This is a genomic window from Halorubrum wangae, assembly GCF_051194135.1.
In the GTDB taxonomy this organism is placed as follows: Archaea; Halobacteriota; Halobacteria; order Halobacteriales; family Haloferacaceae; genus Halorubrum.
This window is the reverse complement of record NZ_JBLZNH010000002.1, coordinates 92905-117269: the sequence shown is the minus strand read 5'-3', so window position 1 is coordinate 117269 and position 24365 is coordinate 92905. Positions and strand designations below refer to the sequence as shown.

20 protein-coding genes are annotated in these 24365 nt (G+C 68.2%); 17 read left to right on the top strand and 3 right to left on the bottom strand.

Features of this window, described 5'->3' with window-relative positions; translation table 11 throughout:
* The first annotated feature begins 23 nt into the window (after positions 1-23).
* The 10 genes from ACNS84_RS05795 to ACNS84_RS05750 all read left to right on the top strand — a co-directional run bounded on the left by ACNS84_RS05795 (position 24) and on the right by ACNS84_RS05750 (position 10530).
* Positions 24-1250 carry an argininosuccinate synthase gene (locus ACNS84_RS05795; protein WP_435073900.1) on the top strand — a complete coding sequence of 409 codons (1227 nt, stop codon included), beginning with the start codon at positions 24-26 and terminating at the stop codon, positions 1248-1250.
* Complete coding sequence (argH, locus tag ACNS84_RS05790; RefSeq protein ID WP_435073899.1) at positions 1251-2756, top strand: argininosuccinate lyase; 1506 nt, start codon at positions 1251-1253, stop codon at positions 2754-2756. It begins immediately after the preceding gene.
* Between the two features lie 222 nt (positions 2757-2978).
* Entirely contained in the window at positions 2979-3167 is a 189-nt protein-coding gene (lysW, locus tag ACNS84_RS05785) for a lysine biosynthesis protein LysW (RefSeq protein WP_435073898.1), read from the top strand.
* Positions 3168-3208: 41 nt separating this feature from the next.
* Positions 3209-4096, top strand: coding sequence for a lysine biosynthesis protein LysX (lysX, locus tag ACNS84_RS05780; protein ID WP_435073897.1), 888 nt, complete (start codon positions 3209-3211; stop codon positions 4094-4096).
* Positions 4093-5163, top strand: coding sequence for an N-acetyl-gamma-glutamyl-phosphate reductase (gene argC / locus ACNS84_RS05775; protein ID WP_435073896.1), 1071 nt, complete (start codon positions 4093-4095; stop codon positions 5161-5163). Before lysX ends, argC begins: the two co-directional genes overlap by 4 nt.
* Positions 5160-6104 (top strand): acetylglutamate/acetylaminoadipate kinase, encoded by a 945-nt coding sequence (locus ACNS84_RS05770; RefSeq protein WP_435073895.1) that lies wholly within the window; start codon positions 5160-5162, stop codon positions 6102-6104. Before argC ends, ACNS84_RS05770 begins: the two co-directional genes overlap by 4 nt.
* Complete coding sequence (locus ACNS84_RS05765; protein ID WP_435073894.1) at positions 6101-7228, top strand: aspartate aminotransferase family protein; 1128 nt, start codon at positions 6101-6103, stop codon at positions 7226-7228. Before ACNS84_RS05770 ends, ACNS84_RS05765 begins: the two co-directional genes overlap by 4 nt.
* Positions 7228-8400, top strand: a complete 1173-nt coding sequence (locus tag ACNS84_RS05760; RefSeq protein WP_435073893.1) for a [LysW]-lysine hydrolase — start codon at positions 7228-7230, stop codon at positions 8398-8400. The genes ACNS84_RS05765 and ACNS84_RS05760 overlap by 1 nt, the downstream gene beginning before the upstream one ends.
* Positions 8401-8467: 67 nt before the next feature.
* On the top strand, positions 8468-9367 hold the full coding sequence (gene argF, locus ACNS84_RS05755) for an ornithine carbamoyltransferase (protein WP_435073892.1): 900 nt from the start codon (positions 8468-8470) through the stop codon (positions 9365-9367).
* A gap of 206 nt (positions 9368-9573) precedes the next feature.
* On the top strand, positions 9574-10530 hold the full coding sequence (locus ACNS84_RS05750; RefSeq protein ID WP_435073891.1) for an alpha/beta fold hydrolase: 957 nt from the start codon (positions 9574-9576) through the stop codon (positions 10528-10530).
* A 220-nt stretch (positions 10531-10750) separates the two neighbouring features.
* Here the strand turns inward: ACNS84_RS05750 and tatC (ACNS84_RS05745) are convergent, their stop codons facing one another.
* Positions 10751-11911, bottom strand: a complete 1161-nt coding sequence (gene tatC, locus ACNS84_RS05745) for a twin-arginine translocase subunit TatC (RefSeq protein ID WP_435073890.1) — start codon at positions 11909-11911, stop codon at positions 10751-10753.
* A gap of 122 nt (positions 11912-12033) precedes the next feature.
* On the opposite strand from tatC (ACNS84_RS05745), the gene tatC (ACNS84_RS05740) reads away from it, so the two are divergent.
* From tatC (ACNS84_RS05740) to ACNS84_RS05720, 5 genes are all read left to right on the top strand, one after another.
* The gene (tatC, locus tag ACNS84_RS05740) at positions 12034-14271 is read left to right on the top strand and encodes a twin-arginine translocase subunit TatC (RefSeq protein ID WP_435073889.1); all 2238 of its coding nucleotides are present in this window, start codon (positions 12034-12036) and stop codon (positions 14269-14271) included.
* Positions 14272-14277: 6 nt separating this feature from the next.
* Entirely contained in the window at positions 14278-14928 is a 651-nt protein-coding gene (locus ACNS84_RS05735; RefSeq protein WP_435074710.1) for a right-handed parallel beta-helix repeat-containing protein, read from the top strand.
* A gap of 72 nt (positions 14929-15000) precedes the next feature.
* Complete coding sequence (gene uvrA / locus ACNS84_RS05730; RefSeq protein WP_435073888.1) at positions 15001-17949, top strand: excinuclease ABC subunit UvrA; 2949 nt, start codon at positions 15001-15003, stop codon at positions 17947-17949.
* 147 nt (positions 17950-18096) lie between these two features.
* Entirely contained in the window at positions 18097-19356 is a 1260-nt protein-coding gene (locus ACNS84_RS05725) for a magnesium transporter (protein ID WP_435073887.1), read from the top strand.
* Positions 19357-19420: 64 nt separating this feature from the next.
* Positions 19421-19801, top strand: a complete 381-nt coding sequence (locus ACNS84_RS05720) for a RidA family protein (RefSeq protein ID WP_435073886.1) — start codon at positions 19421-19423, stop codon at positions 19799-19801.
* A gap of 35 nt (positions 19802-19836) precedes the next feature.
* On the opposite strand, the gene ACNS84_RS05715 is transcribed toward ACNS84_RS05720, so the two are convergent.
* Entirely contained in the window at positions 19837-21822 is a 1986-nt protein-coding gene (locus tag ACNS84_RS05715) for a MutS-related protein (protein ID WP_435073885.1), read from the bottom strand.
* A 129-nt stretch (positions 21823-21951) separates the two neighbouring features.
* On the opposite strand from ACNS84_RS05715, the gene larE reads away from it, so the two are divergent.
* Both larE and ACNS84_RS05705 read left to right on the top strand, forming a co-directional pair.
* Positions 21952-22920, top strand: coding sequence for an ATP-dependent sacrificial sulfur transferase LarE (gene larE, locus ACNS84_RS05710; protein ID WP_435073884.1), 969 nt, complete (start codon positions 21952-21954; stop codon positions 22918-22920).
* 99 nt (positions 22921-23019) lie between these two features.
* Positions 23020-23223: a hypothetical protein gene (locus ACNS84_RS05705; protein WP_435073883.1), complete on the top strand. Its 204-nt coding sequence runs from the start codon at positions 23020-23022 to the stop codon at positions 23221-23223.
* Between the two features lie 95 nt (positions 23224-23318).
* On the opposite strand, the gene mdh is transcribed toward ACNS84_RS05705, so the two are convergent.
* A complete protein-coding gene (gene mdh, locus ACNS84_RS05700) occupies positions 23319-24233 on the bottom strand; it encodes a malate dehydrogenase (protein WP_435073882.1) in 915 nt (304 codons plus the stop codon).
* Positions 24234-24365: the final 132 nt, after the last annotated feature.

Genomic DNA, 24365 nt, shown 5'->3' with positions numbered 1-24365 from the left:
GATGAACCCAGTGTACTCCTGTAATGGCAACCGTTGCACTCGCGTTCAGTGGGGGACTCGACACGACCGTCTGCGTACCGCTCCTGAAAGAAGAGTACGGCTACGACGAGGTCATCGGCGTCAACGTCGACGTCGGGCAGCCGACGGAGGAGTTCGACGAGGCCGAGGAGACCGCCGATGCGCTCGGTCTCGACCTCCACGTCGTCGACGCGAAAGAGGAGTTCGCGGGGCTGTGTTTCGACGCGGTGAAGACGAACGCGACGTATCAGGGCTACCCGCTCGGCACGGCGCTCGCGCGTCCCGTCATCGCCGAGGCCATCTTGGGCGTCGCCGAGGAGCAGGGCTGTGACGCCATCGCGCACGGCTGCACGGGGAAGGGGAACGACCAGCTCCGGTTCGAGGCCGTCTGGCGCGGCTCCGACCTCGAGGTCATCGCGCCGGTCCGCGAACTCGGGCTCACCCGCGAGTGGGAGATCGATTACGCCGCCGAGAAGAACCTGCCCGTCGAGGCGGGCGACGGCGGCGTCTGGTCCATCGACGAGAACATCTGGTCGCGCGCGGTTGAGGGCGGGAAGCTGGAGGACCCGAACTACGAGCCGCCGGAGGACATCTACGAGTGGACCGCGGAGCCGGAAGGCGAGACCACCATCGAGGTGGCGTTCGAGGAGGGCGTCCCGGTCGCCGTCGACGGCGAGGCGATGGATCCGGTCCCGCTGATCCAGCACCTCAACGAGTACGCCGGGGGCTACGGGATCGGTCGCACGGACGTGATGGAGGACCGTATGCTCGGACTGAAGGTGCGCGAGAACTACGAGCACCCGGCCGCGACCGTCCTGCTGACGGCCCATCAGGCGCTCGAGGACCTCGTGCTCACCAAGAACGAGCGCTCGTTCAAGAAGGGGATCGAGCAGGAGTGGTCTGAGAAGGCGTACCAGGGCCTCGTGTTCGCTCCGATCGTCGACGCGCTGAACGCGTTCATCAACGAGACGCAGGACGTGGTGACGGGGACGGCCACCGTGAAGGTCTCCGGCGGCAACTGCCGCGTCGTCGCTCGCGACTCGGAGTACGCCGTCTACTCCGAGGAGATGGCCTCGTTCAACACCGAGGACGTCGCCGGCATCGCGCAGGAGGACGCCACGGGCGTCGCGAAGTACCACGGGCTTCAGGAACGTCTCGCCAACGACGTGAAGAAGTCGGTGTCGAAGCCCGAACTGGCGACGGACGGCTCCGGCGAGACGGACGAGAACTAAATGACCGACGACGACCCCGGCACGGCGGCAGGCGGCGACGCGGCCGAGAGCGGCACCGCCGTCCGGCGCGACCGCTTCAGCGGCGGTCCCGCCCGCGAGTTCCTGTCGAGCCTCGCGGCCGACGCGGCCATCTTCGAGGCCGACCTCGCGGTCGACCGCGCGCACACGGTGATGCTCGCCGAGCAGGGGATCGTCGATAGCGCGGTTGCGGGCGATATCCTCACGGCGCTCGACGACGTAGAGGCCGCCGGACACGGCGACCTGTCCGACGGCGAGGACGTTCACGAGGCGATAGAGACGGCCGTCATCGACCGGATCGGACCGGACGGCGGGCGGATGCACACCGCCCGCTCGCGCAACGACGAGGTGGCAACCTGTATCCGGTATCGGCTGCGCGAGGACCTGCTCGCGGCGGCCGAGGCGACGATAACGCTCCGCGAGGCGCTCGTCGAGGTCGCGAGCGAGCACACCGAGACCGTGATGCCCGGCTACACCCACCTTCAGCCGGCCCAGCCGACGACGGTCGCGCACTACCTGCTGTCGTACGAGGGCGGCGTCGCTCGCGACACCGCGCGCCTGCTCGACGCGTACGAGCGGGTCAACCGGTCGCCGCTCGGTGCGGCCGCCTTCGCCGGGACGCCGTTCGACGTCGACCGCGACCGGACGGCGGCGCTGCTCGGGTTCGACGGGACGGTTCGGAACTCGACCGACGCGGCGTCGGCGCGCGACTTCCTCGCGGAGGGATCGACCGCGTGCGCGACGCTCGCGACGACGCTCTCGGGGCTCGCGGAGGACCTCATCCTCTTCTCGAACAAGGGGTTCGTGGAGCTGTCGGACGCGTACTCGTCCACGTCGTCGATCATGCCGCAGAAGAAGAACCCCGACACGCTAGAGCTGACCCGCGGCGTCGCCGGCGACGCTATCGGCGAGGCGACGGGCACGCTGAGCCTCCTCAAGGGGCTCCCCCGCGCGTACAACCGCGACCTCCAGCGCGCCCACGCGGGCGTGTTCGAAATCGCCGACGACGTGCGGGAGGCGACCGCGGTCGCCGCGGGCGCGGTCGCGACCGCCGACTGGAACGAGGCGGCGCTCGCTGACGCCGCGGGCGAGGGGTTCTCGACCGCGACGGGGGTCGCCGACCTCCTCGCGATGGGCGGGATGCCCTTCCGGACCGCCCACGAAATCGTCGCGACGGCCGCGGAGACGGTGGCCGACGACGATTCGCCGGACGAGGCGGCCGCAAAAGTTGACGAGGCCACTCGGCACGTGACGGGCGAGGCCCTCTCGACGTACGTGAGCCGCGAAGACGTGGCGTCGGCGCTCGATCCGGCGGCCAGCGTGGCGAGCCGTGATTCCGCCGGGGGACCGGCCCCCGAGGCGGTCGCCGAGGAACTCGCCGTCGTCGAGGCCGGAATCGAGGAGGACGACGACGCGCTGACGGCCGCTCGCGACGCGCTCGCCGCCGCGAACGAGACGCTGGAGACGGAGGTCGAGAGCTATGTCTGAGCCGCCGCGCCCGCCGGCTACCCGCCGGTTCGGTCGGCGCCGACCCGACCGACGCCGACGACCGTCCCCGTAGGGGGACATATTCATAGCCGAGATCTGATATTCGATCTCGATACGGCTCGTTTTTGATAGTATGGCACCGTTAGAGACCTTTCTACGTCGTGTAAACTATCCAATAAGTTCGAAGCCTTTATGTCTACCCGTGGCAGAGTATCTGGCACGATGACGAGCGACACTGACGCGATACTGGCAGAGGACCCGATCACGGGCGAAGAGATCGAGCTTCCGGCCGACGTCGAGGTCGGCGAGATCATCGACAGCCCGGTCACCGGGACCGAGCTGGAGGTCATCTCGCTGGACCCCGTCACGCTGGAAGAGGCGCCCGAACTCGAGGAGGACTGGGGCGAGTAGATGGTGACGACCGCCACGGCCGCGACACGCGAGTGGTCGACATGCGCGTAGGAATCCTCTACTCTCGGATCCGGCAAGACGAGAAGCTGCTGCTCGGCGAACTCCGGGAGCGCGGCCACGAAGTCGAGAAGATCGACGTCCGCAAGGAACGGTTCGGCCTCGAATCCACGACGGCGAACGTCGCGGACCTCGACATCGTGGTCGACCGCTGTCTGTCGACGAGCCGGTCGCTGTACGCGACGAGGTTCCTCGACAGCTACGGCGTCCCAGTGGTGAACTCCCCGGAGACCGGCGACGTCTGCGCCGACAAGGCGAAGAACTCGCTCGCGCTCGCCGAGGCGGGGATTCCGACCCCGGCGACCGAGGTCTCGTTCACCAAGGAGACCGCGATGGAGGCTATCGAATCGTTCGGCTACCCGTGCGTGCTCAAGCCCGTCGTCGGCTCGTGGGGCCGGCTGATGGCGAAGATCGACTCGCGCAACGCGGCGGAGGCGATCTTGGAACACAAGGAGACGCTCGGCCACTACGAGCACAAGGTGTTCTACATCCAGGAGTTCGTCGACAAGCCCGGCCGCGACATCCGCGCGTTGGCGGTCGACGGCGAGCCGATCGCCGCGATGACACGCACCTCCGACCACTGGCTGACGAACGCCGCAAAGGGCGGCGAAACCGAGTCGTTCGACCTCGACGACCGCGCCCTCGATCTCGTCGAGCGCGCGAGCGAGGCGGTCGGCGGCGGGCTTCTCGGCGTCGACCTGATGGAGGTCGGCGGCGAGGGGTCGGGCGAGTACACCGTCCACGAGGTGAACCACACGGTCGAGTTCAAGGCGCTCGACGCGGCCAGCGAGGTCGACGTCCCCGCGAAGGTCGTCGACTGGCTGGAGGCGACGGTGGCGGCGGCCGACGACACTGCGGAGGTGACCGCATGACGACCGACGACGGGTCGGGCGTCGACGAGACGTACACCGCGAGCGTCGTCGGCGGCACCGGGTTCACGGGCGGCGAGCTGCTGCGGCTCCTCGCCGGTCACCCCGCGTTCGATGTCGCGCAGGCCACGTCCCGGTCGGCCGACAACATGACCGTCGGTCGGTCGCACCCGAACCTGCGGGGGCTCGACCTGCGCTTCTCCGACCCGGACGACCTCGAATCGGTCGACGTCCTCTTCTCGGCGACGCCGCACGGCGTCTCGATGGGACGGATAGACGAGTACTTCGAGGTCGCCGACACCGTCGTCGACCTCTCGGCGGACTTCCGGCTCCCGGAGGCCGCCGCCTACGACGAGTGGTACGACGGCCACGAGTCGCCGGAGTACCTGGAGCGCGCGGAGTACGCGCTCCCCGAGATCAACCGCGAGAACCTCCCCGGCGCCGATCTGATCGCCGGCGGGGGCTGTAACGCGACCGCGACGATCCTCGGGCTGAAGCCCTTGATCGACGCCGGCGCGCTCGGTCCCGACACCGGTGAGGTCGTCGTCGACGTGAAGGTCGGCTCCTCGGAGGGCGGCGCCGGCGGCGGCGCGGCCTCCTCGCATCCGGAGCGCTCGGGCGTCGTGCGCCCGTACGCGCCGACCGGACACCGCCACGAGGCAGAGATCGAGGCGTACCTCGGACTGGACGTCTCCTTCACGGTTCACGCGGTCGACATGGTGCGCGGCGCGAGCGCAACCTGTCACGTCTTCCCCGACGAGCCCGTCTCGAAGGCGGACCTGTGGAAAGCGTACCGCGGCGCGTACGCCGACGAGCCGTTCGAGCGGATCGTCTCCGGCGGGGGCGGCGTCTACCGCTACCCCGAGCCGAAGTCGGTCGCCGGCACGAACCACGGCGAGGTCGGCTTCGAACTCGACCCCGGAAACCGGCGCATCGTCGTCTTCTCGGCGATAGACAACATGATGAAAGGCTCCGCGGGACAGGCGGTCCACGCCGCGAACGTCGCGCTCGGACTGCCGGAGACCGCCGGACTCGACTTTCAGGGGCTGCATCCGGTGGGGTCGCCATGACGGGCGACGTCGACGCGGTTACCGACGGCGGGACCGATTCGACCGACGAGAGCGAGCCGGCCGTTGTGGTCAAGATCGGCGGCGCGAAGGCGGTCGACCCGGCCGGTGCGGTCGACGACGTCGCCCACCTCGCCGCCAACGGGCGCGAGGTCGTCGTCGTCCACGGCGGCTCGACGGTCGTCGACGAGACCATCGAGCGGCTCGGCATGGAGCCGGAGTACGTCGAGTCGGCCTCGGGCGTCACGGGACGGTTCACCGACGCCGACGCGATGGAGGCGTTCACGATGGCGATGGCTGGCAAGCTCAACACGGAGTTGACGGCGCTGTTCCGTGAGGCCGGCGTCGACGCGGTCGGTCTCTCGGGTGTCGACGGCGGGCTCCTCTCGGGGCCCCGCAAGTCGGCGGTCCGCGTCGTCGAGGACGGCAAGCGGAAGATCAAACGCGGCGAGCACTCCGGCCGGATCGAGTCGGTGAACGCCGACCTGCTGACCGGACTGCTCGACGACGGCTACACGCCCGTCGTCTCGCCTCCGATGGAGGGGAAGGAGAGCGACGGCGGCGTCACGCCCGTCAACGCCGACGCAGACCGCGCGGCCGCCGCGGTCGCGGGCGCGCTCGGCGCCGACCTCGTCCTGCTGACGGACGTGGCCGGCGTGTACGCCGACCCTGACGATCCCGAGACGCGCATCGACGCAGCGGCGACGCCCGACGAACTAGCGGCGGTCGAAGCCGCCGCGGAGGGGTTCATGGGCAAGAAGGTGATGGCGGCCAAGGAGGCGCTCTCGGGCGGCTCAGGGCGCGTCGTCGTCGCCGACGCGAACGTCCGCGACCCGATCGTCGCCGCTCTCGGCGGCGAGGGGACGACGATCGAGCGGTCGGCACTCGGTGACGACGCGGGCGGCGACGAAGCCGAGGCCGATACCGGAGGTGAGACCGCATGAGCGGCTTCGTCTTCTCCGAAAAGCCGATCGAGATCGCCGCCGGCGACGGCGTGTACGTCACCGACACGAACGGCACCGAGTACCTCGATTTCGGCGCGAGCTACGCCTGCACGCCGGTGGGCCACTGTCACCCCGAGGTCGTCGACGCCGCGACGAGCCAACTGGAGGAGCTCATGTACGTGCAGGCGTCGTACCCGCACGCGGCGCGGACGGCGCTGTACGAGCGGCTCTCGGAGGCGGGACCGGCCGACATCGACAACGTCTGGCTCTGTAACTCCGGAACGGAGGCCAACGAGGCCGCGCTGAAGTTCGCCCGGCACGCGACGGGTCGCGAGAAGATCGTCGCGACGACACAGGGGTTCCACGGCCGGACGATGGGCGCGCTCGCGACCACCTGGAAACAGAAGTACAAGCAGGGGTTCGAGCCGCTCGCGGGCGGCGTGGAGTTTGTCAAGTACGGCGACGCCGACGCGATGCGCGAGGCGGTCGACGACGAGACCGCCGCGGTGATCCTCGAACCGCTCCAGGGCGAGGGGGGAATCAACCCCGCCGACACCGAGTACCTCCAGGCGGTCCGCGACGCGACGTCGACGTCGGGTGCAGCGATGATCCTCGACGAGATCCAGACCGGGCTCGGCCGCACTGGCTCGCTGTGGGCGGCCGAGAAGCACGGCGTCGTCCCGGACGTGCTCACGACCGCCAAGGGGCTCGGCAGCGGGCTCCCGATCGGCGCCACGCTGTGCCGTGACTGGATCGCCGAGGACGCCGGAAACCACGGCTCGACGTTCTCGGGCGGTCCGGTCGTCTCCGCGGCCGCGGGCGCCACGCTCGACGTCATCGAGCGCGAGGGGCTCCCCGAACACGCCGCCGAGGTCGGCGCGTACCTCCGCGGACAGATCGAGGAGCGCCTCGGCGACGAGGTCCGCGAGGTGCGCGGCGAGGGACTGATGATTGGGATCGAAGTGAAGCGCGGCTCGAACCGGCTGCTGCGCGACCTCGCGATCAACCACCAGATTCTCGCGCTGCCGGCGGGGCGCACGGTGTTGCGCCTGCTCCCGCCGCTGACGATCGAGCGGGAACACGCCGACGCGGTCGTCGACGCCCTCGCGGAGGTGATCGGGTGATGGCGACCGGAACGGAAACCGAACGCGACGAGGCCGGCGGCGAGGAGCGTTCCGACGACGACGTCGTCGCCGGCGGCGGCTACCCCGCGGCCTGCGACACGGCGGCCCGGAAGCTGCTGTACGACATGGTGTCGATCCCCTCGCCGTCACACGAAGAGGAGCGCGCGGCCGAGCGCCTCGTCGACTTCTTCGAGGCGAACGGTCGGGAGGCGTGGATCGACGAGGTCGGCAACGTCCGGGCGCCCGCCAACGACGCCGTCCTACTGACTTCGCACATCGACACAGTGCCGGGAGACATCCCGGTCGAGGTGCGGGCGGCGCCGCCGGCGGGAGAGCTGCCGGACCCGTCCGACGTTCGCGTCGGCGAGCCCGGTGAGCCCGTGCTGTGGGGCCGCGGGGCGGTCGACGCGACGGGACCGCTCGTCGCCATGGCGGTCGCGGCGGTGAAGACGGGCGTCTCCTTCGTGGGCGTCGTCCGCGAGGAGGTCGACTCCGGCGGTGCGAGACACCTCATCGGCGACCGCGACGCGCCAGACGCGGTGATCAACGGCGAGCCGTCGGGCTGGCAGGGGATCACGCTCGGCTACCGCGGCCTGCTGGAGGGGACGTACGTGAACACGAGCGAGTCGGGTCACTCCTCGCGGCCGGAGCCGAACGCGATCCAGCACGCGATCGACTGGTGGCACGGCGTCGAGGAGACGTTCACCCCTGACGACCCGGAGACCGCGGTGTTCGATCAGGTGACGACGAAGCCCATCTCGATCGACGGCGGGCTGAGCGACGACGGGCTCGCGGTCGAGACGACGATGAGCGTCCAGCTTCGGGTCCCGCCCTCCCGCCCTGTCGACGAGATCCACGAGCTCGCGGAGGCAGAGCTCTCGACCGGGTCGGTCCACTGGGGCGAGCCCATGCCGCCCGTGATGGAGAGCCCCCGGACGGACCTGGCGCGCGCGTTCCGCGTCGCGATCCGCGGCGCCGGCGGCGACGTGCGGCTGCTCCGGAAGACCGGGACGAGCGACATGAACCTCTTCGCGGCCGCGTGGGACTGCCCGATGGTCACCTACGGCCCCGGAAACTCAGACCTGGACCACGCGCCGGACGAGCGGCTCCCGCTCTCGGACTTGGACCGTGCCGTGACCGTCCTGACCGACGTCTGTCGCAAACGCCTGTAACCACCGTCTCACCGACATTCGGAGACGGGCCCGTTTTTCAACGACACCACACCACACACCACACACGATGCCACTCGCCACCGACAACTTCCTCGACATCGACGACGTGACGCCGACCGAACTGGACGCCCTGCTCGACCGCGCCGCCGCGATGAAGGCGGGCGAGACCGATCCCCGACTCAACGACGCGACGCTCGGGATGATATTCGAGAAGCCCTCGACGCGCACCCGCGTCTCCTTCGAGACGGGGATGACGCGACTCGGCGGCCACGCGATGTTCCTCGGTCCCGACGACATCCAACTCGGGCACGGCGAGCCGCTGCGCGACACCGCGCGCGTGCTCGGTCGGTACGTCGACGGGGTGATGGCGCGGCTGTTCGACCACGAGGACGTGGAGACGCTCGCTGCGTACGCCGACTGCCCCGTAATCAACGGGCTCACCGACGAGGCACACCCGTGCCAGACGCTCGCCGACCTGCTCACCATCCGCGAGACGGTCGGTGAGGACGCCACCGTCGCGTGGGTCGGCGACGGCAACAACGTCGGGCAGTCGTTCGTCGTCGGGGCGGCGATGGCCGGAATCGACGTCACCGTGGCCACGCCCGCCGACTACGGGATGGACCCCGACGTCTTCGACCGCGCCGCCGAGTTCGGTGCGGACGTGACGCCGACCACGGACCCCGAGGCCGCGATCGAGGGGGCCGACGTGGTGTACACCGACGTGTGGATCTCGATGGGGCAGGAGGACCTGCGCGAGGAGAAGCTCGCCGCCTTCGACGGGTTCCAACTGAACGCGGACCTGCTGGCGGGCACCGACGCGAAGATAATGCACTGCCTGCCCGCGCACCGCGGCGAGGAGGTCACCGACGAGGTCTTAGAGTCCGACCGCGCCCTCGTTTGGGACCAGGCCGAGAACCGGATGCACGCGCAGAACGCGCTGCTCGTCGAACTGCTCGGCGGGGAGTAAGTGTGACTCAGCCGGGGTTGCACACTCGAGGGTCTATTGAACCCCTCTGCCGCAGATAGTTCGATGAGGTCGTGTTGCATAGAGCGGCGCGAGCCGGTCAGTGGCCCCTACTGACTGACGTGGAATCTGAGTAGGTGATACTGAGGAGAACTAAAACACGCCTGCCTCCGATACAAGTTATATCGGTTCGACACGTTTGGTAGCGAATGGGAAGTGCCGGGATCATCTCTCGTCGGTTCAGGGGCGAGAAGAACGCAATACCACAATTTCTGGATGGCGAGACAACAGGAATGCTCTCGGTCGGTCGTCGCCTGTTCGAGAATCCGTCTACCGTGGAACTCGCGGACGGACGGAAGCTTGGGTACGCAGAGACGGGAGCCTCGGACGGCAACCCGGTCCTCGCCTTTCACGGAATTCCCAATGGCCGGTTGGGGGCTGCCGTATTCGACCACGTCGGACGCGAACTCGGCGTACGTATCATCGCTCCCGAGCGCCCTGGCGTAGGCGTGTCAGATCCCGATCCCACTCGAGTGCTAATGGATTGGCCGGCCGACGTCGCCGAGTGTCTGGACGCACTCGGTATCGACGCTGCCCCCGCACTCGGAATTTCTGGCGGCGGGCCGTACGCTCTGGCGTGCGGCGCAGCAGCCCCCGAGCGGTTTCCTCGTATCGCCACCTGTTGTGGGCTCGGCCCAATCGAGTCGGCCACTCGCCCACTCCGTCTTCTATTACGTGGAGCGAATTCCCTGCCCTGGGCTATCCAGGCGTTCCTGGGTGTAGAGGTGCGTGCTGCCAAGTATGCGCCCGGGTGGACGATTGATCGGCGCGTCAAGGGCTCCGCGCCAAGGGACGAGGCGATATGGCGTGGCGACGTTGGTAAGCTTCTCGTCGCGTCGATGCCGGCCGCTTGCCAGGAGCACGGGACCAAGTCTTTCGTGAGAGACATCCAGTTGTCCGGGCGAGACTGGGGATTCCCACTCGACTCCATCGACGTGCCGGTCGGGATCTGGCACGGACAGGCCGACCGAATCAATCCGGTCGAAATGGGCGCTTACCTTCGGGACGTGATTCCCAACGCGGAATCGTACATATACCCTGAGCTCGGACACCTCTCCATCTTCGTAGAACACGACGCAGAACTGTTCGAGTGGCTAACACGGTAGACCGGCCGTCCGCGATTCGGTCGACTCAGTTCCGGTGCTCGCATCAGCTTACGGTCGTTCGACGAGGGCAACGCTCTCAGCGGGTCAGACAGAGACACGTCGGCCCGAGAGCAACGCCACCGATTCTTCACGTTGTGGATATCCGACCGCGTTGCTCGTCAACGGTTTATAAAGAAACCCGTGCGCTTCCACAGGTGCTTATAAATGTCCGCGCCGCGGGCTAGTTCCCGGTCCAGCGCAGGACCGCGAGCGTCCCCTCGTACAGGACGATCATCGTGAGCGTCACGATGATCGGTGCCATCCCCGTCGGGTCGGGGCTGAACAGGAAGGCGATTCCGAGGAACGCCCCCCAGAACAGCAGGCGCTTCGCCTCCAGCCACTGCCGGGTGACGAGGTTCATCATGATCGCGAGCATGATGAACAGCGGGATCTGGAAGACGATCGCCATGAACGCGAGCATGATGACGATGAGGTTGAACGTCTCCGCGAGTCCGAACGCGATCGTCGCGGCGTCGGAGGTGTAGGTGGTGAAGTACGAGAAGATCGCGGGCAACACGAGGAAGTGCGCGAACGCGATGCCGATCCCGCCAAGGACGAGGCTCGTCGGGACCGCCGCGAGGTAGTAGCGTCGCTCATTCTCGTACAGGCCGGGCTTCATGAACCGGTACGTCTCGTAGACGAACGCCGGAAGCCCGACGACGACGCCCGCGAGGCCGGCGACCTTCAGCCGCGTGAGCGGGAGTTCGAGGGGGCCGTACAGCCGCGGTCGGTTCACGAGCGGTTCAGGGATGTGGTAGCTCCAGAAGTAGTTTATCAGCTCCGTCGACTCGGTCACGACGACGAGCGTCGCGAGCCCGCCGAAGAGGAAGACGACGGCGAGCCGCCGCATCATCTCCTCGATGTGGGCCGCCAGCGGCATCTCCTCGTCGGACTCCGGCGACTCCAGTCCCTCGAAGGAATCGTCGGCGATGGGCGCGTCTTCGACCGTCGTCGGGATGCCGCCGTCGTGGAGGCCCTCAGCCTCTTCTTCGTCGTCCGATTCAGCCTCTGCGTCGTCGTTCGACTCGTCCTCTGCGTCGTCGTTCGACTCGACCGGATCCTCATCAGTCGACTCGACGCCGCCGTCGTCGGTCGCGTCCGCGACGTCGCCGGAGTCGACGTCGTCACCGTCCGCCTCGTCGTCGGAGGCGTCCGCGGCCTCGTCGTCAGAGGCGTCATCCTCGGGCGTGACCTCCGGAGAGCCCTCAGAGTCGACGGAATCGGTCCCGTCGTCGGGGACCGCGTCCGCGTCGGTGCCGTCGCCGTCGCTGGCGGCGTCGTCGGCGACCGAGTCGTCTTCGGGGGCCGACGGCTCGTCGCGCGACCGGTCCGAGTCGTCCATTCACTTCATCTACGCAACCGGGTGATTATAGGCCTTTTCGGATGGAGCCGAGAGAAGTCGGGGATCGCGGCCCGCGAGGCGGGTCGAAAAGGTTGATAACGGGGACGGACTTCGGTTCCCGTATGGCGAGTGCCCTCGACGAGGATACCCAGCAGTCGCTCGCGGAGGGACGCGAGTCCGCGAAAGCGTTCCTGCGATCGATCCAGAAGGATCTCCAGAAGGTGTTCGTCGTCTTCCTGCTGGGCTTCCTCGCGACGTTCTGGGCGCTCCGCGTGTACGTGTGGGAATTCCTCTACACCGTCACCAAATCGAACATGTCCCCGGCGGTCGCCGCCGAGGCAGACGTCATCGCGACCACCCCGTTCGAGGTGATCCTCCTCCAAGCGAAGATCGGTCTCATCGTCGGCGCGATCACCGCGATTCCGCCGCTGATCTACGTCTCCCGCGACGAACTCCGCGCTCGGGGTGCGTGGCCGAAATCGCCGGTGTCGCGCTGGAAGCTCGCCGCGATGGGACTCCTCGGCGTCGGTCTGTTCACCGTCGGCGTCGGGTACGGAGTGTACGCGTTCTTCCCGATCATGTTCTCGTTCCTGGCCGGCTTCGGGCTGGAAGCGGGGATCCAGCCCACCTACTCCATCGTGATGTGGACTGAGTTCATCGTCTTCCTCTCGCTGTCGTTCGGCCTCGCCGGGCAGATGCCGCTCCTGATCACCGGGCTCTCGTATTCCGGGATCGTCCAGTACGAGACGTTCCGCGACAAGTGGCGCTACGCGATCGTCGCCATCTTCGTCTTCGGCGCGGTGTTCTCGCCGCCGGACCCGTTCACGCAGCTGATGTGGGCGTTCCCGCTTATCGCCCTCTACGGCTTCAGCCTCTACCTCGCGAAGCTCGTCGTGACGGCCCAGCGGAGCTCAGACGGTATCGACGTGCTCGGGTCGGTCCGAAACCACTGGAACGTCGTCGGCGGCGCGGCCCTCCTCGGCGGCGGGCTCGTGTACGCCTTCTACGAGTACGGCGGCCGGACCGCGTTCAACGACCTCCTCCGGCTGGCCAACAGCGACTGGCGGTTCCTCGAACCCGGCGCCGGCCTCGGTGTCGACCCCGCGACTGCCGCCGGAGTCTACGCCTTCGCGTGGGGGCTCGCGTTCGTCGGCGTCGCGACGCTGTGGGCCGTCTACGTCGACCTCGACACGACGAGCGCGGGGTACCAGTACGGCGACCCCACCGCGATCGACGTGGGCGAACTCGACGCCGCCGGCGTGCTGGCGGCGCCTGGCGACGTCTTCACCGAGATGGACGAAGAGGAGTCCATCGCGCTCGCACAGGCCGCGATCGAAGACGACGACCCGGAGAAGGCACGGGCGATTCTCGACCGCTTCGACGAGGTGAACAGCGGCGACGAGGGAGAGGAGGGTAGCGACGACGCGTCGGGCGACGCCGCAGGGGCCGGCGGACCCGGAGGCGCCGGCGAGTCCGGCGACCAAGACGGGTTGGTGGGCACGATGCAGGACCGGACCTCGCGCGCGAGTTCGACGTTCCTCTCCGAACTCACCGACGGCAACGAGGACGAGGCCGAAGACGACATCGGCGGCTACTACACCGACCTCAAGTTCATCTTCGACTCGCTGCGGTCGCGCTCGTTCCGGCTCGTCGCCGTCTTCGGGGGCGTGATGGCGGCCGCGTTCACGTGGCTGTACCTCGGCGGGCTGGCGACGGTCCGGAACGACCTCGAACAGCGCGTGCCGGCCGAGATCGAGGGCGGGATCAACATCATCTCGCTCCACCCGGTCGAGGCGCTGATCTTCATGGTGAAGTTCTCGGTCCTGCTCGGTATCGTCGCCGTGTTCCCGGTCGTGCTCTACTACGCGTGGCCGGCGCTCCGCGAGCGCGGCTTCGTCGCCGGCCGGCTCTCGCAGGTGTACCTCTGGACGGGCGCCCTGCTCGGCGGGCTGCTCGGCGGCTTCGCGCTCGGGTACACCTACATCGCGCCGGGGCTCCTCGGGTGGCTCGTGACCGACGCGCGGCTCGCGGACATGGTCATCACGTACCAAGTGAGCGACTTCCTCTGGCTCGTCGTCTACACGACGATCGGGATCGGCTTCCTCGCCGACATCCCGATCCTCATGCTCCTCCTGAACAACGCCGGCGTCCCGTACGACGTGTTCCGGAGCCGCTGGCGCGAGGTCACCGTCGGGATCATGCTGTTCGCGGCGGTGTTCACCCCCGCGGACGTGATCACGATGTTCCTCGCGACGCTGCCGCTGATGGCGGCGTACGGGCTCGGGGTCGGCCTCCTGTTCCTCGTCACGTTCGGTGGGCGCCGGAACCTCTCGCCGCCCTCGAAGGTCGTCGATCGCTAAGCGGGACTGACCGCGGGTGACGACCGCCGAGCGTGGCGAACTCGCGGCGTCACCGGACCCGCCGACTCGGGGAAGTCACCGGATCGTCCACGCGGTCGACCACTTTCTACCGGTTTTTCGCTACGTCGTCCCGGTCTCGTACTCTCGTCTCCGATACACTCAATCGAGTATCACAGCCTCGGTCATCACCGTGGGGCCGGAAACAGCATCACGAACAACGAGGTCCGCGGAAGCGGCGAAAACGGTATCCAAGTCGACGACGCGAGAGTCCCCATCGCCGGCAACACGGTGCGAGACAGTGCCGAGGCGGGAATCCTCCTCTTCAACGCCTTCAACTCCGAGGTGAAAAACAACCTCGTCCGCGACAGCGGTATCAACGGCATCGAACTGGACATCGGCGCCGGCAACCACGTCGCCGGGAACCGGGTCTTCGACAGCGAGGGAGCCGGCATCATTGCGGTGGGCTTCCCTTCCCAACCCAGTGAAGACCACCGAATCGTCGACAACTTCGTGCGGAACAGCGACGGCGACGACGGTATCGAACTCACCGACACGACGACCGACAACGTCGTCATCGGTAACGAGTTCAGGAGGAACGACGAGGATCAGATCGACGACGACGGAACGAACAACACCGTCGTCGGAAACGTCGTCTGATCCGCTCTCCGCCCCGTTTCGAAGTTCCGTAACCGACAGGTACACGTCCGTCAGTTCCCTATCCGGGCGTAGATGAGCAAGGACTTCATCGAGGTTCGAGGCGCGGAGGAACACAACCTCAAGGACCTCGACGTCCGGATCCCACGCGAGGAGTTCACCGTCGTCACCGGGCTCTCCGGGTCGGGGAAGTCGTCACTCGCGTTCGACACCGTCTACGCCGAGGGACAGCGCCGGTACATCGAGTCGCTGTCGGCGTACGCTCGCAACTTCCTCGGCCAGATGGACAAACCGCAGGTGGAGGCCGTCGAGGGGCTCTCGCCCGCCATCTCCATCGACCAGAAGAACGCCGCGAACAACCCCCGCTCGACCGTGGGGACCGTCACCGAACTGCACGACTATCTCCGGTTGTTGTACGCGCGGATCGGCACCCAGTACGACCCTATCACGGGCGAGGAGGTCGGCGAGCAGTCCGCCCAGGACATGGTGAAACAGATCCTCGAACTCCCCGAGGGGACGCGTGCGAAGATCGCCGCGCCGGTCGTTCGCGACCAGAAGGGCGCGTTCGAGGAGCTGTTCGAGGAACTCGTGAGCGACGGGTACGCCCGGGTCGAGGTCGACGGCGAGCCCGTCGACCTGACGCTCGACGACCCCGACCTCGACAAGAACTACGACCACACGATCGACGTGATCGTCGACCGCGTGACCGTCTCTCCCGACGCCCGCTCGCGGATCACCGACTCCGTCGAGACGGCGCTGGAGGAGGCCGGCGGCGCGCTCAAGCTGATCGTCCCGGACCCGCCCGCGGACGTGCCGTTCGCCTCCAACGCGCGCTCGACCGGGTCGCTCGCGGCGGACGCCGACGTCGACGACCGGCTGATCGTCGAGTTCTCCGAGGAGCTTGGCAACCCCAACTCGGACTTTCAGTTCTCCGAGGTCGAGACGCGCTCGTTCTCCTTTAACAGCCCGTACGGGGCCTGTCCCGAGTGCGAGGGGATCGGCTCTACGAAGGAGGTCGACGAAGACCTCGTGATCGAGGACGCCTCGAAGCCGCTGAAACACGTCTTCGAGCCGTGGAGCTACGACCGGACCTACTACTCCCGCCAACTCGACAACGTCGCCGACCACTTCGGCGTCTCGCTTGAGACCCCGTTCGAGGAGTTGGACGAGACGATCCAGCGGCAGTTCCTCTACGGCACCGACGACCTGGTCCACTTCGAGTGGACGACGAAGAACGGCACCCGCGAGAAGACCGAGCGGTTCGAGGGTGTCATCCCGAACTTGGAGCGCCGGCACGTCGAGACCGACTCGGAGCGCGCCCGCGACCACATCGAGGAGTACATGGCCGTCACCACGTGTCCGGACTGCGAGGGTACTCGCTTAAAAGAGCAGTCGCGTCACGTGCTCGTCGACGGCACCCCGATCACCGAGGTGAACCAGATGTCGATCGCCGACGCCCGAGCGCACTTCGAGGGAATGGAGGCGCGGCTCGGCGAGCGCGACACAAAGATCGCCGAGGAGATTTTAAAAGAGATCCGCGCGCGGCTCGGCTTCATGGAGGAAGTCGGCTTGGAGTACCTCACGCTCGACCGCGAGGCATCGACGCTCTCGGGCGGCGAGAGCCAGCGCATCCGGCTCGCAACACAGGTCGGCTCTGGACTCGTCGGCGTACTGTACGTCCTCGACGAGCCGTCGATCGGGCTCCACCAGCGCGACAACGACCGCCTGCTCGACACGCTCACCGGCCTCCGTGACCTCGGGAACACCCTTGTCGTCGTCGAACACGACGAGGAGACGATGCGCCGCGCCGACGAGATCATCGACATGGGACCCGGCCCCGGCAAGCGCGGCGGTGAGGTGGTCGCACAGGGCGACTTCGACGACATCGTCGCGGCCGACGAGTCGATCACCGCCGACTATCTCTCGGGGCGCAAGGAGATTCCGGTGCCCGCAGAGCGGCGCGAACCGGACGGCGAACTGACCGTGCGAGGCGCCCGCCAACACAACCTCAAGGACCTCGACGTGTCGCTCCCGCTCGGCACGCTGACGACCGTCACCGGCGTCTCCGGTTCCGGGAAGTCGACGCTCGTCCACGACGTTCTTTATAAGGGGCTCGCCCGCGAGATGAACGACAACACCTCCGTCGACCCCGGCGAGCACGACGCCATCGAGGGCATCGAGGAGATCGAGACGGTGCGGCTCATCGACCAGTCGCCCATCGGTCGGACGCCGCGCTCGAACCCCGCGACGTACACCGACGTGTTCGACTACGTCCGCGAACTGTTCGCGGAGACCAAGCTCTCGAAGCGCCGCGGCTACGAGAAGGGCCGCTTCTCGTTCAACGTGAAGGGCGGGCGCTGCGAGGAGTGCGGCGGGCAGGGAACGGTGAAGATCGAGATGAACTTCCTCTCGGACGTGTACGTCCCCTGCGAACAGTGCGGCGGGGCGCGCTACAACGACGAGACGCTCGACGTTACGTATAAAGGCGCGACCATCTCGGACGTGCTCGACATGAGTGTCGACGAGGCGTACGACTTCTTCAAGAGCCACCAGGGACTCCAGCGCCGGCTGAAGCTCTTAAAAGACGTGGGGCTCGGCTACATGGAACTCGGCCAGCCCTCTACCACGCTCTCCGGCGGCGAGGCGCAGCGCGTGAAGCTCGCCGAGGAGCTCGGTAAGAAGGCGACGGGCGATACCCTCTATCTGCTCGACGAGCCGACGACGGGACTCCACAAGGAGGACGAGCGCAAGCTGATCGACGTGCTCCACCGCCTCGTCGACGGCGGCAACACGGTGATCGTCATCGAACACGAGCTCGACCTGGCGAAGAACGCCGACCACATCGTCGATCTCGGCCCAGAGGGCGGCGAGGGTGGCGGCCAGCTCGTCGCCAGCGGGACGCCGGAGGCGGTGGCCCGCACCGACGACTCTCACACCGGGCGCTACCTGCGCGACCTGCTCCCCGACGTCGACATCGAGGGACCGCGAGACGACCGGCGGAAGCCGGCGGCCGCCGACGACTGAGGGGGCTCCAAGGACTCCAGAGATTCCGAGAACTCCGGGGACTCCGGGGACTCCGGAGACTCCGGGGAGCGCGACAGACGACGGACGGACCGAGGGACCCGCATCGAGTCCCGGTACCGTTTTGTGTGCCCCACGTGCCCCACGTGCATGGACAGTCAGGCGGAGGGGGGCCAGGCGGAGATCGCCATGTCCCAGCGGCCCGGAAAGCGGTTCACCTCGCTGCCGGAGCGAGAGTGGCGCGACGCCTTCTTCGCACTCACGGCCGACGTTAGGGCCGCGGTCGCGACCGACATGAGTCGGGTGGAGCTGGAGGCGTTCCTCGACCGGCTCGACCCCGACGAGATCACGGACGTGCTCGGTTACGTCGACGAGTCGATCCGCGAGACGCTGCTCGACACGCTCAACGCCACTCGCCGCGAGAAGGTCGAGTTCCTGCTGTCGTTCGATCCCGAGAGCGCGGCGGGAGTGATGCATCTGGATTACGTCACCGTCGACGCCGGCCGGTCGTTCGAGGCGGTGACGGAACGCGTCCGGAGCTTCGAGGAGCGGACCGGGCGGATACCGACCATCTTCGTCACCGAAGACGACGTGCTCCTCGGCGAACTGCCGGGGTCGGCGCTCTCGACCGCCGATCCGGAGACGGATACGATCGCCGACTACGTGCGTGAGACGCCCTCGGTCCGGTACGACAGGGCGGACGAGGAGGTGTTGGCGGTGTTCCGGCAGAACAGCGAGCGGACCGTCGCCGTGCTCGACGAGGACGACGACATCCTCGGCGTGATTTACGCGAGCGACCTCCTGGGACTGATCGGCGAGGCCACCGGCGAACGGCTGTACGAGTTCACGGGCGTCGCCGAGGAGGAGAGCGTCCTCGACGGGCCCGGCGTGAAGATCCGCCGGCGGTACAAGTGGCTCATCCTCAATCTCGGGACCGCGTTCATAGCCGCGGCGGTGGTCGGCCTGTTCGAGTCGACGATCGCCACCATCGCGATCCTCGCCGCCTACATGCCGGTCATCGCCGGAATGGGCGGAAACGCGGGCACGCAGTCGATGGCGGTCACCGTCCGCGGCATCTCGCTCGGGCAGGTATCGCTGGCGACGGGCAAGCGCATCATCGCGAACGAGGCCGTCGCCGGGGCGGTAAACGGGATCATCACCGGCGCGCTCGTAGCGGTCATCGCGACGGCCCTCTCGTACGGTGAGTTCGGAATCCTGCTCGGTGCCGTTATCGGCGTGTCGATGATCGCGAACCTCGTCATCGCGGGGTTCTTCGGTGCGCTCATGCCCCTAACACTCGACAAGTTCGGCATCGACCCGGCGACGTCAGCGACGATATTCATCACCACGGCGACCGACGTGCTGGGGTTCCTCGTGTTCCTCGGACTCGCCCGGACTGTGTTGATCTGAGCGCCTCCCCGGGGCACGTCCGCGACCCGTGTCTTGATGTGTGTATGCGTCGTGGCTCCGATCGATGAAAGAGATCACGAGCGACGACGTGCCGGAGGCCCTCGGACCGTACTCGCAGGGGATCGTCTCCGGCGACACGGTTCACGTGTCGGGGAAGACGGGCGTGGATCCGGACACCGGTGAGGCCCCCGAATCGGTCGCCGAGCAGACGACGCAGACGCTCGAGAACGTCGCCGCGATTCTGGAAGCGGCCGGCACGACCGCGGACGCCATCGTGACGGCGAACGTCTACCTCACCGACATGGACGACTACGACGCCGTGAACGAAGCGTACGAGTCGTTCCTCTCGAAGCCGTACCCGGCCAGAACCTGCGTCGAGGTGTCCCGACTGCCCGCGCCGCTCGATATCGAGATCACGGTCACGGCCGAACTCGACGGCGACTGAGGCCCGACGAGGCCCGCGATGCGGGATCGACCGTCTCAGAATTTCTCTAAGAGGTCCTCGTAGAAGTCGGTGTCACGGTCGCCGGCGAGCTTCTCGACGATGAGCTCCGGCGTCGAGCGCGCAAGGTGCCCCTTCCGCGGGGAGCGGTTCACCCGGAGTTCGCCGTCGACGAGCCCGGCCGCCTCGATACCGTCGACGGCGATGTCGAAGTCGGCCGCGTCGCGGATCTCGCGGGCCAAGTGAGAGACGAACACCGCGGTGGCGTCCTGTCCGTCGAGCGCCTCCAGGATGCCCGCGATGATCTTCGCGGAGGCGCCGGGCTCCGTGATCGACTCCAACTCGTCGACGAGGACGAGGCGACCGTCGGCGCCCTCGACGAGGTCGCCGAAGTCTCGAAGCGTCGCCTCGAACGCGCCAGCGTCGAGCGTTCCCTGCGACTTCGCGTAGTAGTGGATCTCCTCGAACCGCTCGACCGTCGCCGACTCGGCGGGTACGGGCATCCCCATCTGCGCGAGCACGACGACGAGCGCCACGAGGTCGAGCGTAGAGGTCTTCCCGCCGGAGTTGACCCCCGAGAGCAGCGTCGCGCCCGACACGGCGTAATCGATCGGCTCGGCGTCGGCGAAATCGACGTCGAGGAGCGGAGAGCGGCCGCCCTCGATGCGGAATCCCGGATCGGGGGAGTCTGGCGCGACCACCTCCGGCATCGCGCAGTCGAAGTCGCGGGCGAACCGCGAAATGGCGAGCTCCACGTCGAGTTCGAGAGCGTCGCGAACGAGCGCCTCCACCGGCTCGCGCAAATCGCCGAGGTCGCTCGCCAACTCGGCCTTCAACCGGGCGGCTCGCCGGTCGCGGGCGGCGGCCAGTTCGGTGCTGAGTCGCGAGACGGCCGTCTCGTCGTGGTCGACCGGAAACGAGGGGTCGTCGCCGAAGACGCGGTCTGCGAGCTCCGCCTCCTCCGGCTCGAGGCGGAGCGCGTCGGCGAGGTGCTCGCGAGCGCGGGCCATCGCGTCGTCGTACTCGTCGGCGAGCTCCCGATCCAAGAGGGAGTCCACGCGGGCCCCCTGCTCGACGAGGGAGAGGAAGTCGGTCCCCTCGATGGTCACGTTGCGCTCGCGGATCGCCTCTCTGAGGCGGTCGTCCGCGACCGACTCCGCAGTCGACACCGCGGCGTCTAAATCGTCGACGGCGGCGGTCAGCCGCGACAGCTCCTCGTCGCCGACGATGGTCCCGTCGTCGTCGAGCCGCGCGAGGGCGTCGCGGAGGGCGTCGGGGTCCGCCGCGGCCGAGCGGTCGGCCGCCTCGTGGACCGCCGCGGCCGCCTCCAGTCGCTCGCGGTTCGCGGCGAAAAAGGACAGGAGGCGCTCGGGCACGGTCTCCGCGGGCGTCTCCAGCGCGTCCGGCCGGACGTGGACGTCGCCCTCGACATCGAGCCCGGCGAACTCCTCGTCCAAGACGATCACGGTCGCGTACGAGCGAGCGAGCTCGGAGACGTCGCGGGCGTTCTCGACGGTCTCGACCGAGAGCTCGGGGACGGCGGCCTCGGCCCGTGCGAGCGTCTCGGCGTCGGCAGTCGCGAGACAGCGGTCGCGAACCCTGACGGTGGGGGGATCGGCGAGCGGTTCGACGCCCGCGAGCGCCTCCCGGACCGCGGGGTCGGGAGCGCGGTCCATCGCCGACTCGACGAACGCCTGTGCCTCCTCGATCCGCGAGGCGGACGAACTGGGGTAGAACGTCTCCAGCCGCTTGGCGGCGTAGTCGGTGACCGTGCGCTCGCGCAGCAGGTCGATCGCCTCCCGATACACCTCGCGAGCGCGGTCGGTCGCCAGGACGCGGCCGTCGTCGCCGTGTCGCCGGCGGATCGCGCCGCGGGCGATCCGGGCCGCGCGGGCCTCGTTGACGCCCGGCGCGCGAGCGATCGCGGCGACGTCACCGGACTCGACGGTCCCGACCGGGTCGTCGAGCTCGCGCAACGCGGCGGCCGTCTTCGCCCCGACGCCGGGGATCGCCTCCAGATCCATCTACTCGCCGCTATCGCGGCAACGCGCAAAAGGATAGGGGGTCGCGATCCGAGCGACGCGGGAACCGGCCCGCGAATCGACCCGCCCGCGGCCGACGCGCTTTTTCCCGCCCCCCGCGAACGCGGGGGCATGAGTACTCACACCCTCGCCGCCGTCCGGGACGCGCTCGACCCCGAAACGGCGGCGAAGGCGGCGGCCGCACGCGACGCCCTCGGCGAGCGCGACGGGGTCCTCGTCGCCTTCTCCGGCGGCGTCGACTCCGCGGTCGTCGCCGCGCTCGCACGGGACGCCCTCGGCGACGACGCGGTCGCGTGCACGGCGCGGAGCGAGACGCTGCCGGCCGCCGAACTCGACGACGCCAAGCGGGTCGCCGGCGAAATCGGGATCCGACACGAGACGGTCACCTTCTCCGAACTCGACGACCCGAACTTCGTCGCCAACGACGGCGACCGGTGTTACCACTGCCGGACGATGCGGCTCGGTCGGATGTACGACGCGGCCAAAGAGCTCGGAATCGGCACGGTGTGCGACGGGACGAACGCCGACGACCCCGGCGAGGGACACCGGCCCGGCCTGCGCGCGGTCGAGGAGCTCAACGTGTCCTCGCCGCTGTTGGACGCAGAGATCACCAAAGACGAGGTCCGCGCGATCGCGGCGGCGTACGATCTGTCGGTCGCCGATAAGCCGTCGATGGCGTGTCTCTCCTCGCGGATCCCGACCGGACTGGCGGTGACTGAGGAGCGACTCACGCGCGTGGAGAAGGCCGAGCGAGTGCTCCGCGAGTGGGGGTTCGAGGGATTCCGCGTCCGCGACCACGACGGGCTCGCGCGTGTCGAGATCGCCCCGGACGAGCTTGAACGCGCCCTCGACCCGGCGTTCGCCGACGCGGTCCACGAACATCTCACCGATATCGGGTTCGACTACGTCACCCTCGACATGGCCGGCTACCGGACCGGGAGCGTGAGTCCGGGCGGCGAAGAGGAGGGCGATGACGCGGAGAGCGACGACAGGGGAAGCGACGCCGACGAGGGGGCCGGTGGAGACCGCGGAGACGACGCGGGCGGCGACCTCGATATCGGACGGCGCTACCCGCGCTGAGCGGCGGGAGCGAGCGCTTGCCGTCGGCATCGCACCTACGTTATCACCCGTGAGAGCCTGACGCGAACGCTTATTATCCGTGTTAGGAAACCGACAGCTATGAGCGAGGCACAGACGCTCGCGATCATCGCCGGGGGCGTCGGCGGCTCCGTCGGCGCGTTCGTCGGCGTTGCGGTCGGCGGGAGCGCGCTCTCGGCGACGCTGACGACGCTCGTGGTCGCGCTGCTGGTCGGCGGTGGCGTGGTCGCAAGCGCGGTCATCGCCGGCGACGTGGAGTTCTTCTCGAACGTCGACAGCGAATAAGCGGGGGAGGAGCTCCGAGTCGGTTCCTGATCCAAAATTGTCAGCGGATCACCGGTGAACGCCGGCAAATCCCGGCCTCGTCGGACCGGCGCGTCTCAGGCGATCTTGTCGTACTGCTCGGAGAGCTTCTCTGCGGCCTCGTCGAGCAGTTCGGTCTCGTACTCGTCGAGCTCCCACTCGACGACCTCCTCGACGCCGTTCGATCCGAGCTTCGCGGGGACGCCGAGCGCGGTGTCCTCGTAGCCGAACTCGCCGTCGAGCACGACCGAGCAGGGGAGCACCTCGCCGGTGTCGTTCAGGATGGCCTCGACCGTGTGCGCGACGCCGGTGGCCGGGCCCCACTGCGTGGCGCCCTTGCGGCTGATCACGTCCATCGCGGACTCCTGAAGGTCCGCGAGGATCTGTTCTTTCTCGTCGGCGTCGAAGCTCGGGTCGCGACCGTCGACGCGGACCTTCGAGAAGACGGGCGCCTGCGCGTCGCCGTGCTCGCCGAGGATCGTCGCCTCTACGTTCCGGACCGGCGCGTCGAAGCGCTCGGAGAGAACGTAGCGGAAGCGCGCGGAGTCGAGTCGGCCGCCGAAGCCGACGACCTTGTGTCGGTCGCGGTCGCCCGCCTCGTACAGGTGACGGTTCAGCAGGTCGACCGGGTTGGAGGTGGTGACGGTGACGAAGTCGTCGTTATGCTCGGCCAGCGACGAGCCGATGTCCTCCATGATGGGCGCGTTGTCGCCCGCCAGATCGATCCGGGTCTGCCCCTCCTGCCGCGGGATGCCGGCCGTGATCACGACGACGTCCGAGCCGGCGGTGTCCTCGTACTCGCCCTGCCGCACGGTCGTGTTCGAGTCGTACGCGACGCCGTGGTTCGCGTCGGCCGCCTGTCCGATCGTCGTCTCGCGCTGGTCCGGAATGTCGACGAAAACGAGCTCGTCGACCACGTCGCGCAGCGCGAGGTTGTAGCCGGCCGCGGCCCCGACGGTCCCCGCCGCACCGATGATGCTGACTTTTGTCATACCGTGTGAAGTGCGGCCGGCCGGCGAGTAAACGTTTCGGAAGCCCGTGATCGGTCGCAGCGATCCGGGCGTCTCCGGGCTCGGCCGGCGCTCCGATTCCGGCGGGCCGTCGCGAAAACCCTAACTCCCGCG

Coding starts and splice junctions, on each gene's coding strand:
- ACNS84_RS05795 (WP_435073900.1), top strand. CDS start 24: ATGGCAACCGTTGCACTCGCGTTCAGTGGGGGACTCGACACGACCGTC.
- argH (WP_435073899.1), top strand. CDS start 1,251: ATGACCGACGACGACCCCGGCACGGCGGCAGGCGGCGACGCGGCCGAG.
- lysW (WP_435073898.1), top strand. CDS start 2,979: ATGACGAGCGACACTGACGCGATACTGGCAGAGGACCCGATCACGGGC.
- lysX (WP_435073897.1), top strand. CDS start 3,209: ATGCGCGTAGGAATCCTCTACTCTCGGATCCGGCAAGACGAGAAGCTG.
- argC (WP_435073896.1), top strand. CDS start 4,093: ATGACGACCGACGACGGGTCGGGCGTCGACGAGACGTACACCGCGAGC.
- ACNS84_RS05770 (WP_435073895.1), top strand. CDS start 5,160: ATGACGGGCGACGTCGACGCGGTTACCGACGGCGGGACCGATTCGACC.
- ACNS84_RS05765 (WP_435073894.1), top strand. CDS start 6,101: ATGAGCGGCTTCGTCTTCTCCGAAAAGCCGATCGAGATCGCCGCCGGC.
- ACNS84_RS05760 (WP_435073893.1), top strand. CDS start 7,228: ATGGCGACCGGAACGGAAACCGAACGCGACGAGGCCGGCGGCGAGGAG.
- argF (WP_435073892.1), top strand. CDS start 8,468: ATGCCACTCGCCACCGACAACTTCCTCGACATCGACGACGTGACGCCG.
- ACNS84_RS05750 (WP_435073891.1), top strand. CDS start 9,574: ATGGGAAGTGCCGGGATCATCTCTCGTCGGTTCAGGGGCGAGAAGAAC.
- tatC (WP_435073890.1), bottom strand. CDS start 11,911: ATGGACGACTCGGACCGGTCGCGCGACGAGCCGTCGGCCCCCGAAGAC.
- tatC (WP_435073889.1), top strand. CDS start 12,034: ATGGCGAGTGCCCTCGACGAGGATACCCAGCAGTCGCTCGCGGAGGGA.
- uvrA (WP_435073888.1), top strand. CDS start 15,001: ATGAGCAAGGACTTCATCGAGGTTCGAGGCGCGGAGGAACACAACCTC.
- ACNS84_RS05725 (WP_435073887.1), top strand. CDS start 18,097: ATGGACAGTCAGGCGGAGGGGGGCCAGGCGGAGATCGCCATGTCCCAG.
- ACNS84_RS05720 (WP_435073886.1), top strand. CDS start 19,421: ATGAAAGAGATCACGAGCGACGACGTGCCGGAGGCCCTCGGACCGTAC.
- ACNS84_RS05715 (WP_435073885.1), bottom strand. CDS start 21,822: ATGGATCTGGAGGCGATCCCCGGCGTCGGGGCGAAGACGGCCGCCGCG.
- larE (WP_435073884.1), top strand. CDS start 21,952: ATGAGTACTCACACCCTCGCCGCCGTCCGGGACGCGCTCGACCCCGAA.
- ACNS84_RS05705 (WP_435073883.1), top strand. CDS start 23,020: ATGAGCGAGGCACAGACGCTCGCGATCATCGCCGGGGGCGTCGGCGGC.
- mdh (WP_435073882.1), bottom strand. CDS start 24,233: ATGACAAAAGTCAGCATCATCGGTGCGGCGGGGACCGTCGGGGCCGCG.